The following is a 16,997-nucleotide window of genomic DNA, read 5'->3' as shown; positions in this document are numbered from 1 at the left end:
TTGGCATTCTCCAACAACAACAAAACAAATCGGAGTGTGTCAATGCCACTTCATTGATTTGATCATTACGTTGATGTCCTGTTTAAGGAAATCCAATACGGGCCGAATAGAGTCAAGCCTTGGCTTTTCGTGAAAATAAAGCGCCCCCCTTAGATAGTTTCTGGTACTATCGGTCACAAAAAACTGAACCGAAGACGCACTGTTGCCTTCTATGGAATATAAAATGCCATACACGCGCTCATCCGGAAATGAAATAGTCGATTCATCAATGGCGGTCGCCCTAACCGTATGTTTAAAGGCAAAGGTTCGGGCATCCTCAACCAATTGATTAAAAACTTTTTGGCTGGAAATCGGATAATAACTCAGATGAATACGGGCATTGTAAGATGGAAAGACTACATCAAACCAGCAAGGTCTAGCCGAAACATTGGTATCTGGCTCAATAATCGCATAGCGAGGGTAATCAAAACGAAAAGGACATGCTCCTTTAAAGGCTTGATATTTCTTGTCGGGAAACTTAATCCGAAAATAACCGCGGGGCTTAGGCGCATAATCTCTTCCACATGAAGAAAATAGCCCTAAAAGAAGAACGCATATAATTACTATTATTCCTCTCGAAGTCACCTTGCTAAGTTAGCGATTCTCTATGGTTATGAGTTCCATATTTCCCAATTCTTTTCTGCTTGTAGGTGAAGCATTTCCAAACCATTCTTTATGATTGCTCCACGTTTCTTTCCTTCCATTAAAAAAGCCGTTTCTTCCGGATTGTAAACCAAATCATAAAGCAAGTGCCGTTCACCAATAAACTCATAGGGAATTTCGGGCTTTTCATCTACCTTCGGAAAGGTTCCAAGAGGAGTGGTGTTAATAATAAGCAGATGCCCTTCAATTATTTCTTTATTTAATTGTTCGTAAGAAAACTGCTTAGGATTTGCTCGTCTAGAAACCACCTCATAGTCGATCCCCAATTTTTTTAACACATAAAAGACGGCACGGGCGGCACCGCCGTTACCCAAAACGAGCGCCTTTGAATGCTGTTTCTTCAGTAAAGGTTTTAAGGACTCCTCAAAACCGTAAACATCCGTGTTATACCCTTCCAGCTGAACCTTTTTCATGCACATTTCTCCACTAAAAAAAGATTCAACCGGATTCGATTTTACGATCTTTATACAATTAACGGCATCAATCTCTTTCGCTTCAGGCGATATTTTATCAAGATAAAACATAACCCCAATCTTATGTGGTATCGTTACATTAAGACCACAAAGCTCTGGTTGCTGCTTTAATAAATCGGGTAGATCGCTGATATTGGGGAGCGGTAATAATTCATAATGGTAATCCTTGAGACCCTCCCTTTCGAACTTTTCGTTAAAATATTGCTTAGAAAATGAATGCTTAAGCGGATATCCAATCAATCCAAATTTCTTCATCACTATTTATAATATCCGGGGAACCTTTGCCCCCGTCTTTCGTTAGAATTTAACAAACATATATTTACTATGTTTTTCACTTAGCAAAACTACATAGAAATAAAATGGTCAAACGTATCGCCCCGTAGTCCAAGACGTATTGTTTCCAAAGGTATAACTTCCTGTGGCGCTATATTGCCTAAATTGACATTACTTCCAATCAATTTAATGAACCAAACCTGTTGCGCTTTTATAGGGGCTTCCCAAATAATGGACTCTTGCGGAACCTGCGTTAGTATCTCGTCAATGAGTCCCTGTCGCACTTCTCCTGTTTCACGATAAATTCCTACGTTACCACTTTCTCTCGCCTCGGCAATGACTTTCCAGGACCCGGCCGCTAATTCCGCTTTGATAAGCTCGATCCAACGATAGGGCGCTATTATTTTTTTATCGTCTTTTGATCCAACTTCCGAGATGACCGTAACCTGTTTACTTAGTATGTCAATATATTTACATTTTTCCTCATGGGGTAAGATGATCGATCCATCGGATATTTCTGCATATTCCATCTTATACTTATCAAGTACTTTCCGATATGCGTCGAATTGATTTCTTATCAAAAAAGCTTCAAACAAGGTGCCTCCAAAATAAAAAGGCATCTGTGCATCGCGATAAATCTGTAACTTCTCTTCAAGCTTTGGAGTAACCATGGATGTTGCCCATCCCAATTTTACTATATCGGTATGTGGTGCAGCAACTTCGATGAAATCTTGAGCCTGCCTGGTACTCATACCTTTATCCATCACCATCGTTATCCCATTATTCCGAGGCTTGAGCGTCCGTATTGGGATATTATTTAACTCAAAGTTCATAGGAATGCAAAGGTGAAAAAAAAATCAACACTGCTATACTTTCATGTTGATAAAATGTAATTGTTACTTGGTAAACTTGTTGATAATTTCTAGAATCACCTTATTATCTTGTAGTTGGGGGAGATATTCAAATAGTATGTGATATTTTTCGGGATCCGCCGTCAGGGCCAATTCCAGAAAATTCAGCGCTTCTGTATATTTTCCTGCAGCAAACATATAAGCCACCATTCTATAATATAACTCAGGAGCATCGGGGTTGTTCTTTATCGCTTCTGATATTACTTCAATAGCGGTTGTAAGTTTTTCTTGCTCATATAAAATCGATGAATAGTCAAGCCAAGCTTCCGTATCAAGCGGATTCAATTCCACCACCTTTTCATAAGCAGCCTCGGCCTCCGCGATTTGCTTTAACTTATAGCGGGCATCAGCTATTGCAAACCAATATTCCGGATTTTGATCATCAATATCCAACGCTTTTTTGTAAAAATGTAAGGATTCAAAGTAGCGTTCTTCGTAATCAAGCGTCACACCAATTCCAAACCAACCATCTCCAAGCTTCGGATCAATTTTCACTGCCTTTTTATAATACGACCTTGCTTCATCCATTTGTTCCAACTTCTCATAACATTCTCCGATAGCGCAGTAGGTCTCCGCACTAGGCGGCTCGTACTCAAAGGTCTCCTTATAAACATCGATCGCCTCAGCATATCGATCTAAATTTACCAATGCATTTCCTTTGTTGAAATAAGCCGAGGCAAAATTTTCCTTAATCAATATCGCATAATCATAGGCATCGATCGCCTTTTCATACAAACTTAATTTATGATATGCGTTTCCAAGGTTATACCAGGCAGCATAGGAATATGGTTCATTATCAATGTATTGAAGATAAAACCCGATACTTTCCTCTTGCCGATCTAAAACATCATAGCAGAAAGCCAGTTCATATAATGCTTCCTGGTTCTCCATATTATGCTCAAGGCTCTTTTTTAGGTATTTGATCGCTTGCTCATAGTCGCCTTTATTTTGAAAAAGCATAGCCATTTGCAAGAATATCTCGTCCGGATTCTCTGTTAGAGACAGCGCTTTCTCCAGGTTTGCAATAGCCTCTTCGTATCGATCTATTGTTCCAAGAATCCCGCCACGAATAAGATATATATCGGGTTCAGAAGCTTCCAATAACTCAGCTTTGTCTAGCGCCTTTAATGCTAAATCCAATTGATTGGTCACAGAGTATAGTTGCGCTTGCTTGATATAAAAAATGGCGGCAAAGGGATGCTGGTTAACCGCGTAATCAACTACTTGAAGAGCTTTTACGGGATCATTCTTCTCCATATAATAATCGATGATTCCCTCAAATGCTTGGGCGTCAAAAAAGTATTGATCCTCATTACGGATCATCTCTTCGTAACGTTCTACCGAAAACTTTGGGTCTTCAGAGAATTCAAAATCAAAATCGTCTTCCATCGCAATTAAAATAATTAGTAGTTCTTTATCTTTGCCCCTCCACGTATCACATAAAACAGAACCAGACCCCAGACGGAATCTTTATTAACGTTCAATCATAATGCCAATATGTACAAAAACGAACAGCTTAGCTAATACACTTGCTGATGAAATAATGCCTTCAAATTACTGTTAAAACTCTTATTCTAAGAATTTAGTTTTCCACAAACAAATAAATAAAAACCCAAGGCTTTGTCTCATAAGCTTTTACAATTTTGTTTTTTGAAGTACTTTGTTAATAACATTCACCAGCGGCAATCTCTTGGAGGATTAAACAACCCCTACTAACCTTTGTATCTATATATACAAATATACATATTTTCCGGAATTTTACTTTAGGTTTGTATAGCATACATTCAATTGAAAAGGCATTTTTATGAAAGCGATTCATATTTCCTCGATTTTAGAACGACTTTGTATTCAAAATGTTAGCGGCACCTCGCCTTCTATAACGAGTTTCTCCCCCGTGGATGGCAAAGCTATCGCTACTGTCCCGATAACCACTCGTGTAGATTATGAAGCATTAGTCGGAAAGGCCGGCGTCGCTTTTTCACAGTGGAAACAGGTTCCTGCACCTAAAAGAGGGGAAATTGTCCGCCAGATTGGCGATGCGCTACGGCTTCATAAACAAGATCTTGGAAGGCTCGTTTCCTACGAAATGGGAAAAAGCCTACAAGAAGGTTTGGGAGAAGTGCAGGAAATGATTGACATTTGCGACTTTGCGGTTGGCTTGAGCCGGCAATTGTATGGATTAACGACCCAATCAGAACGTCCGGCTCATCGAATGTTCGAACAATGGCTTCCATTGGGTATCGTTGGCATTATTTCGGCCTTTAACTTCCCGGTTGCTGTTTGGAGCTGGAATGCCGCAATTGCGTGGGTTTGCGGCAATGTTTGTCTTTGGAAACCGTCTGAAAAAACGCCCATAACTGCTTTAGCCTGTCAAAAAATCGTATCTGAAATATTTAATAGGAATGACCTACCTCAAGAGATTTCTTGCCTTATTCAGGGTGACGCCGAGTTAGGTAAACAGATGGCATCAGATCCACGTATTCCGCTCCTTTCCGCAACGGGCTCAACACGTATGGGAAAATCGGTTGCCCAAGCTGTAGCTGCTCGGTTGGGTAGAACCATCCTTGAACTGGGCGGTAATAACGCTATCATTATTACACCGCATGCGGATACGAAAACCGCTTTATTAGCCAGTGTTTTTGGCGCTGTTGGAACCGCAGGGCAACGTTGCACCACCACTCGTAGACTAATCATTCATGAGTCCATTTATGAATCCTTTAAAGTCCAATTGGTTGATGCATACAAACAGTTAAAGATAGGAAATCCGCTGGACGAAGCGAATCATGTCGGCCCATTAATTGACGAGGCCGCTGTCAACTCCTATCTTGAAGCCATTAAACGATGTAAACAGGAGGGGGGTAAGTTCATTGTAGAAGGGGGCGTTTTGAAAGGAGACGGGTATCCTTCGCCTTGTTATGTTAAACCATGTATTGCGGAAGTTGAACCACATTACAAAATCGTTCAACAAGAAACCTTTGCCCCTATTTTATATGTGATGAAGTACAAAGATTTAGAAGAAGCAATCGCTATACAAAATAATGTTCCGCAGGGTCTTTCTTCCGCAATTATGACACTCAATTTACGAGAAGCAGAGCATTTTCTATCTGTTAACGGCTCCGATTGCGGCATTGCTAACGTCAATATCGGCACATCGGGCGCCGAAATTGGGGGTGCCTTTGGAGGTGAAAAAGAAACGGGTGGAGGACGAGAGTCCGGGTCTGACGCCTGGAAGGCTTATATGAGAAGACAAACCAATACCATCAACTATTCGGACAAGCTTCCATTGGCTCAAGGAATTACCTTTAATTTATAGCATTTACCATCCGATGAAATTTTAATCTTCTTTTTTTAGATTTACACGCACAATTTCATTTCTAGCAATGATTATTTACAATCCAAAAGACTGGCTGCATGCCGTTTTATCTTTTCACCGTTCTGAAACTATAAAAAAATTATATCCCTATCTTATTTTAATGGCGATTTATGCCTGGGCGATTGCTTATCTCGAAATAGAATACCTTAAATTGTCTGAGAAAAGCTGGCTGCGAAATATTCCTTCTATGCACAGTTTGCTTGGATTTGTCCTATCGATCTTACTGGTATTCAGAACGAACACAGCATATGATCGTTGGTGGGAGGGGAGAAAGTTATGGGGGCAGTTAACGAATAATAGCAGAAACCTTGCATTGCGAATTGAAAGTCTTTTGCCCGAGGGTGATAAGGGAAACCGAAGCTTCTATAAAAAGAGTATACCCTTATTTGCAAGCATACTTCGAGAGCATTTACAATCCAGTCAAACACGTTTCATGTTAGACGAAAAAGATCACCCGGAGTTCAACCACCTAGATGAAAACAAGCATGGCCCTAATCAGGTGGCTGCTATGATCTTTAAAAGAACGGATACATTGTACAGAGAAGGCGTTATCAGCGGAGACCAATTAATAATATTAAATGCCGAGCTTTTGTCCTTCACGGATATATGTGGCGCCTGTGAACGAATAAAAAACACGCCGATACCCTTTACCTATACCTCTTTTATCAAAAAGTTTATTTCAATTTATGTACTAACCTTACCGTATGGCTTTGTGTTTTCACTCGGATACTTTGTCGTACCGGCCGTTGTTTTTGCTTTTTATGTATTAACATCACTCGAGCTTATCGCCGAAGAAATTGAAGACCCTTTTGGCACGGATGTCAATGACTTACCCTTAGAAAAAATGGCAGATAATATCCGAAAACATGTTGGGGAGCTTATTCATTAGCCCACTAATAACTTATATCCTTTCCCGTGTACATTCACAATTTCTACCTTCGGGTCTTCTTTAAGGTATTTTCTAAGTTTACTTAAAAAGACGTCCATGCTACGACCATTAAAATAATTGTCGTCATGCCAAATTTTTATCAGGGCTTCTTCCCGTGTAAGCACGTCATTTTTCTTTAAACAGAGCATCCTTAAGAGCTCCGCCTCTTTAGTAGATAATTTCTGTTGTTGGTCATGGCGGCTAATCAATTGGGCTGTATAGTCGAAGTTATATTCCCCTAATTTGAATTTAACCGGAAGCTCCTCCTCAACACCCCTTTCCTGGAAGGAACTTCTTTTCAATAGGGCATTAATTCTCAATAACAATTCTTCTACTCGAAATGGTTTTGTAATATAATCGTCACCTCCTAAATTGAAGGCTTCAGTTTTATCCTCCATCATACCTTTAGCGGTAGCAAAAATGATGGGTACGCTTTCGTTCACTTTTCGAATTTCTTTCCCGAGTGAAAAGCCATCCTTTTTCGGCATCATCACATCTAAGATACACAGGTCGAACTCTTCTTTGCTAAAGGTGCGCAAAGCCTCCTCTCCATCCTGGCATAGTTTAACATCAAATTTACCCTTTAGTTCTAGGTAGTCCTTTAGTATTTCGCCCAAATTCGGGTCGTCTTCCGCCAATAAAATTTTCCGCATACCGTATGAGATTAGTTCTTTATAGTAGGTAAAATCAATTCGAACTCCGTTCCTTTATTCTTCTCACTTTTCACCTTTACCGTTCCCTTCATTCGTTTAATAATATCATGTACGTAGCTCAGTCCAAGACCGAAACCTTTAACATCATGTAGATTTCCGGTGGATACTCGATAGAATTGATCAAAAATTTTAGACAGTTGGTCCCTACTCATGCCGATACCCTTATCTGCTACGATAATATGGAGATGGTTACCGACATTTTTAGTTCTAATCGTAATTTCAGGAATATCCTTACTGTACTTTATAGCATTATCTATAAGGTTAAAGATAACATTCGATAAATGGAACTCATCACCATACAAAATGGGATTAGCCGCCTCAATTTGCATATCTACCTGTGCGTCCCGCTTTTTTAGCTGTAAATCCATGCTATCAACAACTGCCGCCACCAAATCATTAAGATTCAATTCCTGCTTATCAAGCTTCAGATCGCCTTTATCAATTTTGGCAATATTCAACACCCTTTCTATATGATTTCCTAGCCGGACATTTTCGTCATAAATAATGCTGGCAAGCTTGTCTACGCGTTTAGCGTCCGTAATAATTTCCGGATCCTTTAACGATTCGCTGGCAATCATAATAGTGGCAACGGGCGTTTTAAACTCATGTGTCATATTGTTTATGAAATCCGTTTTCATCTCCGAAATTTTCTTCTGTCGCAAGATGATAAAAATCGTATAAGTAAAACATCCGATCAAAACAAGCAGTAAAGCCGCCGACGACCCAAGCATGACGCCCATACTACCTAACAACAAAGAGGTCCTGCTCGGAAAATTAATTGCCAACTTTCCTGAAGACTTAATCATGCTATTTGGAAATAGAAGCGTGGCATAGGAGTTCTTTAGGTCAAAATTACCGTTAAAAGATGCCATCTGAAAAAGAACAGAATCATCGCTTCCCTCGGTTATCACCATATTAAAAGGAAGGTTTATCTTTCGATGCAACAGCTCTTCCTTTAGCTCTGCTTCGATATAGGAGGGGTTTATACGCTTCTTTAATGGCTGCTTTGCCAATTCAAAGTCATTTGCCAAATTTTCAATAACCGAAGTTGCCGGTTGCTGCGCATTCGACATATAAGAATCGAAGAACTGGGTGGCTTGCCGAATCTTCTCCTGTTCTTCATAGCGTTTAATCTGCTCATCTAATTGACGATCTCTTGGCGGAGGCAGCACCACGACAGCAAATTCATTGGCATAATCGTCCAAAATCACGTATCGTACACTATCGTCCTTGGCCTTTTTGGGATTGGTAACAGATCGCTCGGCATATATCTCCATGCTATTATTCTGATAAATACCTGATGCGCTCTGCTTCAGTGATACTTTTACCAATCTTTTCAACTTGGGATCACGCATATAGGTTTCATAGAACCAATTTGGTATAAGCGTAGCACTTGGAAACTGTCGTTTTAGCTCCGACTCCAATTCACGATATTCAGCTTCCATTTGGCGTTGGCGCCTGCGCATACGTTCAACAACGGCTTTTGTCTGCCACTCTTCCTCTATCTCCCGTTGCTGCTTTTCCCGAAGTTGTTTGTTACGAATATTTTTTGCTTCTTGAGCCTCTATAAAATCAATAGCTTCCTTTTTCTCTGCTTTCAGCACAACCGTATTTAATGCGGCATTAACGGCCTCATCAAACAATTGCGCTTTAAGATTATAAGATTGATGAATGAAATAATATTGCATCGCTATTACACCCAAAAGGGCAAATAGCATTAACCCGATAATCAGCCCTATACTTTTACGCCTCATATACACAAAAATACGCAAGCACTTGCTTTTCAGACGTCTTTTAACAATTTTTAACACACCAAGCTTGAGGCAAATGACCAAAACATGCCACGAAGTATTAAAAATTCCAGTATTTAAGAAACGTGTGAAGAACCTGTCTGATGTTTTTAATAGATATCTTAAAAAGAAGAGCAAGCTATAGAAGTAGCTTGCTCTTTTTTCTTAGAAAGACTTTTAGAAGGGTAGATCATCGTCATCTCCAGGGGCAGAGGAGATGTCTACAGGCGGTACATACTGAGGTGTTGCGCCTGCACCTTCCGGTGCAACCTTATTAACCCGCCACGCAACCAAAGAATTAAAATAGGTTGTAACACCGTCCTTATTAGTCCACGGTCTCCCTCTTAAATTAAAAGAAACCTCTATATCTTCGCCGGGAGCCAGGTTATCAAAAAGATTAACCCGATCTTGCGTAGCTTCAAATCTTATATATTCTACAAACTGCGGGTTTTCAGCATACTGAACGATCAGATCTCTTTTTTTAAAGGAATCCGTAACCTGCTGTACCGCACCAACTTCATGTACCTTGCCTTTTATTTCCATAACATTAAAACGATATAAATTGTAAAATTAAGGATTTTTGGCGACAATAATCAGTAACTTCGCACAATAAGCTATGCAAGTTTTCAACACTCCTCAAAAAGTTATCATTACCTGCAATAAAAGATTGTCACCTTATTTGCAGCAAGAAGTCAAAGCACTCGGTTTTTCCATTAAAAGAGCTTTTAGTACCGGCGTCGAAATCAGCGCAAGTATGAACGACTGTATTACGCTCAATCTCAATTTGTATTGTGCGAGTCAAGTGCTATATTCGATCAGCTCTTTCATAGCCGCTGATGCCGCTCAGCTTTACAGCGAAATAAAGAAAATTGCCTGGGAAGATTTGATCGACTTTAATGGATATTTTTCCGTTACATCTACCGTTAATAACGAAACGATTACAACCCCATTATTTGCCAACCTGAAGGTAAAGGACGCTATCGTTGATCGTATTAAAGAAAAGAAGGGTGTCCGCCCCAATTCGGGAGCGGAACTTAATAAAGCTGTTGTTCACCTCTTTTGGCAAGAAAGCAAGGCAGATCTATACTTAGATACTTCCGGTGAAACCTTAGCCAAACATGGCTATCGCAAGCATCCCGGGAAAGCCCCCATGTTAGAGGCCTTAGCCAGCGGCGTGTTGTTTGCTACGGAATGGGACAAAAAATCACCGTTTATTAATCCGATGTGCGGATCAGGGACACTAGCCATAGAAGCTGCGCTCCATGCAACCAACAGAAAACCTGGCCTATTTCGCATGAATTATGCTTTTATGCATTTCTTGGGCTATGATGAGCAGGTATTTTTCGCTGCAAGGAGAGCGCTAAAAGAAAAAATCATCAAACCAACGGATTTAAAAATCATTGCTTCCGATATTTCGCAAGAAGCCGTGGAAATAGCAAAGGCTAATGCCAAAACGGCCGGCGTAGATCAGCTAATCACATTCGAAGTTTGTGATTTTGCACAAACGACCGTGCCCTCTTCCTCCGGCGTTATTGTTTTTAATCCTGAGTACGGAGAACGTTTGGGTGTTCACACCAAACTCGAACAGACCTATAAACGCATGGGTGATTTTATGAAACAATCATGCAAAGGTTACAATGGTTTTATCTTTACAGGAAATCCCGACCTTGCGAAAAAAATTGGGCTTCATACCTATAAACGGGTAGAGTTCTACAATGGAAAATTGGATTGCCGCTTACTGGCATACGAACTTTATGATGGAAGTAGAAGACCCCATCCTGAACATGATTAAAGCGTATATACTGTATACCGGTGCCGATGGCCACTCTCATTTTAAAGAGGGTTTCGTTACCGACGATTTAATAACCGATGTTAGGCATCTACACTTCAAAGAAACCGCCGCTAAAGCATCTTATGATTGGCATACCGCGCCACGGACGCAATATGTAATCACTTTGAAGGGAAGTTTGGAGTTTACCACTTCTTTGGGAAAGACATTCATACTACAAACAGGGGAGGTTTTAATCGCGACAGATACCACTGGCAAAGGGCATAAGTGGAAGCTGATCGGTACCGATCCTTGGTTAAGGGCCTATGTTGCTTTTGAGGAGAACGAACCCATCAATTTTCAAGAACACTTATGACCAACGGCATTATATTAAAAACCAAAGAATTTGTTCAATCAAAACTAAAAACGGCTGAAGCAGGTCACGATTGGTTTCATGTGGAACGTGTATGGAAAAACGCAAGGCTCATTTTAGAAAATGAAACAGCGAACATCATGGTTGTCGAGTTAGCAGCCTTATTGCATGATATAGCTGACAGCAAATTTCACGACGGCGACGAGGAATTAGGCCCCCGAATAACCCGTTCCTTTTTAAGCTCCCTTCACCTTGAGGAGACGACGATTGCACATGTCTGCAACATTATTAAGAACATGTCCTTTAAAGCAAGCTTAGGGAAAATTGAATTTTGGTCAAAAGAATTAGAAATCGTTCAGGATGCAGATCGCTTGGATGCTATTGGTGCAATTGGTATCGCTCGTGCCTTTAATTATGGAGGGTACAAAAACAGAAGTATGTACGACCCGGCCATAAAACCAAAAGAGAACCAAAGCAAAGAGGAGTATAAAAATACAACCGCTCCAACGATTAATCATTTCTACGAAAAACTCCTGCTGCTAAAGGACAAAATGAACACGGAAACGGGAAAACGTTTGGCAGAATCACGGCATCAATATATGCTAGACTTTCTTCATCAATTTTTCAATGAATGGGAGGGAAAGCAATAAAAAAAGCCTCTTGTCATTAAGAGGCTTTTTTATTTCGTGCGCAGAATGAATCGCTCTGCTTATACTCTTTTCGATTTAATACGAGCGGCCTTACCGGTTAAGCTACGCAAATAGAATAGTTTTGCTCTACGTACTTTTCCGTATGTATCAACGACAATTTTATCAATATTAGGTGAGTTTACAGGGAAAATACGTTCAACACCAATGCCATTAGACATTTTACGAACCGTAAAGGTTTCATTTGATCCTGCCCCATTCCTTTGAATAACTACCCCTTTATATACCTGTATACGCTCTTTGTTACCTTCGCGAATTTTATAGTGAACGCTAACGGTATCACCAGCTTTAAATGCAGGAACTTCATTTTTTGCTACCGCCTGCTCTTCTACAAATTTTACTAAATCCATGATTTTAAGTAATTAACAACGATTTTTAACCCGTAAAAATCGGACTGCAATATTAGCTATTTTATTTTAAAATTAAAAACCTATTTTGCTTTTTTATTTTTACTTGCTTTTGCCTTTATCAACTATTCATCCAAGAGATCAGGCCTTCTTTCGCGTGTTCTTGCCAGCGACTGTTCATATCGCCAGTTATCGATTAATGATTGATTACCGCTCAACAGGATATCCGGAACTTTATGCCCACGCCATTCAGCAGGTCTGGTATAGACGGGTGCATCCAATAGTTCTCCCTGAAAGGAGTCAGAGAGCGCTGAAGTCTCATCCGATAGGACTCCGGGAATAAGGCGAGCAATTGCATCAACCAATACCGCAGCAGGTAATTCCCCGCCGGATAATACATAATCACCAATGGAAATTTCTTTCGTAACGTAGAGATCCCTTATTCGCTGATCAATCCCTTTGTAATGTCCACAAAGAATGATAAGGTTCTCGTGTAAAGCCAGCCCATTGGCAATCGTTTGATTTAAGCGTTCCCCATCGGGGCTCATAAATATGACCTCGTCATAATTCCTTTCCCTTTGAAGCTTCTCAATGCAAGCGGCAAAAGGCTCTATCTGCATAACCATTCCGCTTCCTCCTCCATAAGGATAATCATCTACACTTTTATGTTTATTGGTAGCATAATCACGTAGATTGTGAACATAAATCTCTACCAATCCTTTTTTTTGGGCCCGTTGCAGGATAGAATGAGCAAAAGGACTTTCCAAAAGCCCCGGAAGTACGGTTATGATATCAAAGCGCATAATTATCATTCATTGTAAACATCAACCAATCCCTCGGGTAGGTCGACATGCAAAACATGTTGTTCTTCATCTATTTTCACAATAAAATCATCATTCACCGGAAACATCAGCTCCTTAAACCGATAGTGAACCACCGCGATATCCTGTTGGGGATATTCATTGATCGCTATAATCTCCCCCAATTCGCCATGATGCTCATCATACACCAAATAACCTACAAGATCGGAGGTATAGAATTCATTTTCATCCCTTTCAGGCATTTTGCTTTTAGGCAGATATACAGACTTACGCAAAAGCTCTTTTGCCGCGTCTATATGTTCCACATCTTCAAAAAAGAAATATCCGGTTTTATTAGATTGGATTTTAAAAGAATCGACAAAAAAGGAACGAGTTTTTTCTCAATCTCTAAAAATACCGTATCGAAATCTAACTTTTTATAGTCGTCAAACGCAAAATATAGCTGGACTTCCCCCTTTAAACCCCTTGTTTTACTGATATAACCAATATAAAAACAATCCTCAATATGCATGACTCATTCCCTTTGTAAATGCTAATGGAATATGTACTCTCCTGAAAAATAGCTTGAAAAACAAAATGCCATTCTTAAGATGTTTCTTTAAGAATGGCACTTAATATTAATACGCTATTCTATTACTCAGCGCTTGTAGTTTCTTCGCTATCAGAAGCATTCTCCGGAGCCTCTTCAGAAGCAGGCTCTTCCACAGGAGCATTTTTAGCCGCTAATGCCGCTGCTCTCTCTTCTTTCTTTTTGGCTTCTGCTGCTAATGCTGCTTTTTTAACTTCCTCTTTTGATTTAGAAAGCGAGTCTTTCTTTCCTTCTATTTTCTCCTCTTTTCCTTTTAACCAATCTTGAAAGCGACTTTCAGCCGTTGCTTCATCAAAAGCACCTTTCTTTACACCGCCTAACAAATGCTTTTTGTAAAGCACGCCTTTGTAAGACAAAATAGCACGCGCGGTATCTGTAGGTTGTGCCCCTTTCGTTAACCAGTCTAAAGCCTTGTCGAAATTTAGGTCTATCGTTGCGGGATTCGTATTCGGATTGTACGAACCTAACCGTTCAATAAATTTACCATCGCGAGGTGCACGTGAGTCTGCCACTACTACATGATAAAAAGGTTTTCCCTTTTTACCGAATCTTTGCAATCTTATTTTAGTTGCCATTTGAGATAATTTATGTATTCAACATATTTCCCGGAGCTATATACTGCGGGGCTGCAAAGATAAAAAAAATTCCTATTAAAAAATAAAAAACTACAGCAATTATTTGAAGCTCTTTAAACTTATATGTATTTTAACAGCAAATATACCCAAAACACAACGATGGCTACTACAAGTACCCGACCAAAACCTTTCTTCAATTTTTCCGGCATGCCTTTGTAATAAAAAGAGAAGAGGGCAACAAACAATATCAATAAAAATGGTAAAAGCTTTTTCATTATATTGATGTCAAACCTACGGTTTATTCTTATTGTTCTCACTATAAAAGATGCACTTTAACAGGTTTCGATTACGCTTCGTCCCTAAATAAATTTTGTTATATTTAACAACTTCGTAAAAAGCACGCCAAAAATTGGCCCTTTTCCAAACTGTTGATCCGTTTTTTGGTTAATAATCATAAAAAATTAAAAATATCGTGAACAAAACAATTATCGTTTCGAATAGATTACCTGTAAAGATTGTTGAAGAAAATAACGAATTGAGTTTTATTCCAAGTGAAGGAGGACTAGCTACCGGTTTGGGCTCTATTTATAAAGAGGGAAACAATATATGGATTGGATGGCCTGGAGTAGACGTTCAGGGAGAACGTGAGCAACGGGAGGTTACGCAAAGACTAAAGTCGCTCAACTTAATTCCGGTTTTCTTAAATAAAGAAGAAATTAAGCGCTACTATGAAGGCTTTAGCAATGAAGTCCTTTGGCCTATATTTCATTACCTGTCTACGTATGCAAACTACAACTACCAAAATTGGTTAGCTTATGTTCAGGTGAACCAAAAATTTGCTGACATTATCCTACGCGAACTAAATCCCGGCGATACGGTATGGGTCCATGATTATCAGCTTTTGTTGGTCCCGGGCTTAATCCGGCTGAAACAACCCGAAGTGTCCATTGCCTTTTTTAACCACATTCCTTTTCCTTCGCAGGAACTCTTTCGTTTAATACCTTGGCGAAAAGAACTATTGCGTGGGATGTTGGGGGCAGATCTACTCGGTTTCCATACCTTTGACGATGTTCGTCATTTCCTTAGCGCAGCTACACATTTGCTTCCCATCCATGCAGATGCAAATCGGCTGCGTGTAGAAAATCGTATTGTTCTGGCTGAACCTTTTCCAATGGGCATGGATAGTGAGAAATTTTCGCGATTAGGAAACGATCCGGAAGTATTAGCGCATATTCAGAATTTCAAGCAAAACTTTAATGGAAAAAAGATTATTCTATCCATCGACCGGTTAGATTACAGTAAGGGTATTATTCAACGATTAAATGCTTTTGAACTGTTACTTTCAAAAAACCCTGAATATATTGAGCAGGTTACTCTTTATATGATTGTGGTACCATCCCGCGACACCGTACCGCAATATAAACGATTAAAAGACGAGATTGACCGGCTTGTGGGCCACATTAATGCACGATTTAGAACATTCGAATGGCACCCGATTGCTTATTTTTATCATGGGTACCCAATTGAAATTATCTCTGCTTTATATAATGTTGCGGATGTATGCCTCGTCACGCCGATGCGTGATGGGATGAATTTAGTAAGCAAAGAATATGTTGCGAGCCGAAACGATAATACCGGCGTCTTAATTCTTAGTGAAATGGCGGGAGCATCAAAGGAACTTAACGATGCTTTACTGGTAAACCCAAACAATATTTCAGAAATTCGAAAGGCCTTGATAACCGCTTTAAATATGCCGAAAGCCGAAATGGAAGAAAGAATGAAAGCCATGCGAGCGGTCGTTTTCAAATTCAACATCAAACATTGGGTAAAGATTTTTATGAATCGTTTACAGGATGTCAAACAGATGCAAAAGAATTCGATGGCGAATTTAGTGAAAGCTTCTATTCGGCTTGCCATACAAGAAAGATATAAGGCAGCCCGTAATCGCCTGTTGTTATTTGACTACGATGGCACGCTTGTTGGCTTTAAAAAGGAAATTGACGAAGCTTCCCCCGACCTGGCCTTATATAATTTATTGGATGCTTTCGTTGCGGATAAAAAGAACACCTTGGTTATTATAAGCGGAAGAAAACACACCACGCTCGAACAATGGTTCGGAGCAAAAAACTATACATTGATTGCCGAACACGGCGCTTGGAAAAAGAATAGCGTCGGCGATTGGGAGCAAGTTCCCGGACTATCCACTAACTGGAAAAGTGAAGTGCAAAAGTTGATGGAGGATTATACGGATAAAACACCAGGTTCCTTTATTGAGGAGAAAAGTTATTCACTAGCCTGGCATTATCGCAAGGTACAGAAGGGACTAGGATCGCTTCGTGCAAACGAACTAATGGATAATCTTCAATACCACTTAAATGCCTACGGTCTTAAAATGCTTGATGGGGACAAAGTCGTAGAGGTGAAAAATGCAGACGTAAATAAAGGTCGGGCCACACTAAATCTTTTACATGACACCGATTACGATTTTATTCTAGCAATAGGTGATGATAGAACCGACGAGGACACTTTCAAAGCCCTGCCTGAAAAAGCGATTAGTATCAAGGTTGGTAGCAATGTGTCAGCAGCAAAGTATTATTTGGAAGATCAGGAAGAGGTCCGCGATTTGCTTACTTTCTTGGTAGAAACGTAACGGG

17 protein-coding genes are annotated in these 16,997 nt (G+C 39.9%); 6 read left to right on the top strand and 11 right to left on the bottom strand.

The annotated features are described in order from the left end of the window. Positions 1-39: 39 nt before the first annotated feature. The 4 genes from gldD to QT327_RS24565 form a co-directional block, all read right to left on the bottom strand. Positions 40-624, bottom strand: coding sequence for a gliding motility lipoprotein GldD (gene gldD / locus QT327_RS24580; protein ID WP_130854606.1), 585 nt, complete (start codon positions 622-624; stop codon positions 40-42). Positions 625-650: 26 nt separating this feature from the next. Next, on the bottom strand, positions 651-1,430 hold the full coding sequence (locus QT327_RS24575; protein WP_013664630.1) for a shikimate dehydrogenase family protein: 780 nt from the start codon (positions 1,428-1,430) through the stop codon (positions 651-653). 89 nt (positions 1,431-1,519) lie between these two features. Next, on the bottom strand, positions 1,520-2,281 hold the full coding sequence (locus tag QT327_RS24570; RefSeq protein WP_130854607.1) for a phosphosulfolactate synthase: 762 nt from the start codon (positions 2,279-2,281) through the stop codon (positions 1,520-1,522). A gap of 63 nt (positions 2,282-2,344) precedes the next feature. Further along, entirely contained in the window at positions 2,345-3,748 is a 1,404-nt protein-coding gene (locus QT327_RS24565; protein WP_013664628.1) for a tetratricopeptide repeat protein, read from the bottom strand. A 415-nt stretch (positions 3,749-4,163) separates the two neighbouring features. Here QT327_RS24565 and amaB point away from each other — a divergent pair, with 415 nt between their 5' ends. Together amaB and QT327_RS24555 are read left to right on the top strand one after the other, a co-directional pair. Further along, positions 4,164-5,672: an L-piperidine-6-carboxylate dehydrogenase gene (gene amaB / locus QT327_RS24560; protein ID WP_149105155.1), complete on the top strand. Its 1,509-nt coding sequence runs from the start codon at positions 4,164-4,166 to the stop codon at positions 5,670-5,672. Between the two features lie 67 nt (positions 5,673-5,739). Then, entirely contained in the window at positions 5,740-6,621 is an 882-nt protein-coding gene (locus QT327_RS24555) for a bestrophin family protein (protein WP_289554215.1), read from the top strand. On the opposite strand, the gene QT327_RS24550 is transcribed toward QT327_RS24555, so the two are convergent. The 3 genes from QT327_RS24550 to QT327_RS24540 all read right to left on the bottom strand — a co-directional run bounded on the left by QT327_RS24550 (position 6,618) and on the right by QT327_RS24540 (position 9,706). Then, complete coding sequence (locus QT327_RS24550) at positions 6,618-7,313, bottom strand: response regulator transcription factor (protein WP_149105154.1); 696 nt, start codon at positions 7,311-7,313, stop codon at positions 6,618-6,620. The genes QT327_RS24555 and QT327_RS24550 overlap by 4 nt on opposite strands. A gap of 11 nt (positions 7,314-7,324) precedes the next feature. Beyond that, entirely contained in the window at positions 7,325-9,127 is a 1,803-nt protein-coding gene (locus QT327_RS24545; protein WP_041387153.1) for a sensor histidine kinase, read from the bottom strand. 213 nt (positions 9,128-9,340) lie between these two features. Beyond that, on the bottom strand, positions 9,341-9,706 hold the full coding sequence (locus tag QT327_RS24540) for a DUF3127 domain-containing protein (RefSeq protein ID WP_013664623.1): 366 nt from the start codon (positions 9,704-9,706) through the stop codon (positions 9,341-9,343). Positions 9,707-9,779: 73 nt separating this feature from the next. Between QT327_RS24540 and QT327_RS24535 the strand changes: the two genes are divergently transcribed. The 3 genes from QT327_RS24535 to QT327_RS24525 are packed head-to-tail and all read left to right on the top strand — an operon-like array spanning position 9,780 to position 11,954. Beyond that, positions 9,780-10,955, top strand: a complete 1,176-nt coding sequence (locus QT327_RS24535) for a THUMP domain-containing class I SAM-dependent RNA methyltransferase (RefSeq protein WP_149105153.1) — start codon at positions 9,780-9,782, stop codon at positions 10,953-10,955. Then, a complete protein-coding gene (locus tag QT327_RS24530) occupies positions 10,918-11,307 on the top strand; it encodes a cupin domain-containing protein (protein WP_289554214.1) in 390 nt (129 codons plus the stop codon). Before QT327_RS24535 ends, QT327_RS24530 begins: the two co-directional genes overlap by 38 nt. Continuing rightward, positions 11,304-11,954: an HD domain-containing protein gene (locus QT327_RS24525; protein ID WP_013664620.1), complete on the top strand. Its 651-nt coding sequence runs from the start codon at positions 11,304-11,306 to the stop codon at positions 11,952-11,954. The genes QT327_RS24530 and QT327_RS24525 overlap by 4 nt, the downstream gene beginning before the upstream one ends. Before the next feature lie 59 nt (positions 11,955-12,013). Here the strand turns inward: QT327_RS24525 and rplS are convergent, their stop codons facing one another. The 4 genes from rplS to QT327_RS24505 all read right to left on the bottom strand — a co-directional run bounded on the left by rplS (position 12,014) and on the right by QT327_RS24505 (position 14,343). Then, entirely contained in the window at positions 12,014-12,361 is a 348-nt protein-coding gene (rplS, locus tag QT327_RS24520) for a 50S ribosomal protein L19 (RefSeq protein ID WP_013664619.1), read from the bottom strand. Positions 12,362-12,483: 122 nt separating this feature from the next. After that, a complete protein-coding gene (gene trmD / locus QT327_RS24515; RefSeq protein WP_041388015.1) occupies positions 12,484-13,161 on the bottom strand; it encodes a tRNA (guanosine(37)-N1)-methyltransferase TrmD in 678 nt (225 codons plus the stop codon). Between the two features lie 5 nt (positions 13,162-13,166). After that, positions 13,167-13,484, bottom strand: a complete 318-nt coding sequence (rimM, locus tag QT327_RS28410) for a ribosome maturation factor RimM (protein WP_354004800.1) — start codon at positions 13,482-13,484, stop codon at positions 13,167-13,169. 328 nt (positions 13,485-13,812) lie between these two features. Continuing rightward, positions 13,813-14,343: a 30S ribosomal protein S16 gene (locus QT327_RS24505; protein WP_013664616.1), complete on the bottom strand. Its 531-nt coding sequence runs from the start codon at positions 14,341-14,343 to the stop codon at positions 13,813-13,815. A 472-nt stretch (positions 14,344-14,815) separates the two neighbouring features. Here QT327_RS24505 and QT327_RS24500 point away from each other — a divergent pair, with 472 nt between their 5' ends. Continuing rightward, positions 14,816-16,993: a bifunctional alpha,alpha-trehalose-phosphate synthase (UDP-forming)/trehalose-phosphatase gene (locus tag QT327_RS24500; protein ID WP_149105150.1), complete on the top strand. Its 2,178-nt coding sequence runs from the start codon at positions 14,816-14,818 to the stop codon at positions 16,991-16,993. Positions 16,994-16,997: the final 4 nt, after the last annotated feature.

The sequence above is a fragment of the Olivibacter sp. 47 genome (genome assembly GCF_030372825.1).
In the GTDB taxonomy this organism is placed as follows: Bacteria; Bacteroidota; Bacteroidia; order Sphingobacteriales; family Sphingobacteriaceae; genus Olivibacter; species Olivibacter oleidegradans.
Note: the sequence above shows the minus strand (reverse complement) of the source record. Positions and strands in the feature narration are given on the sequence as shown.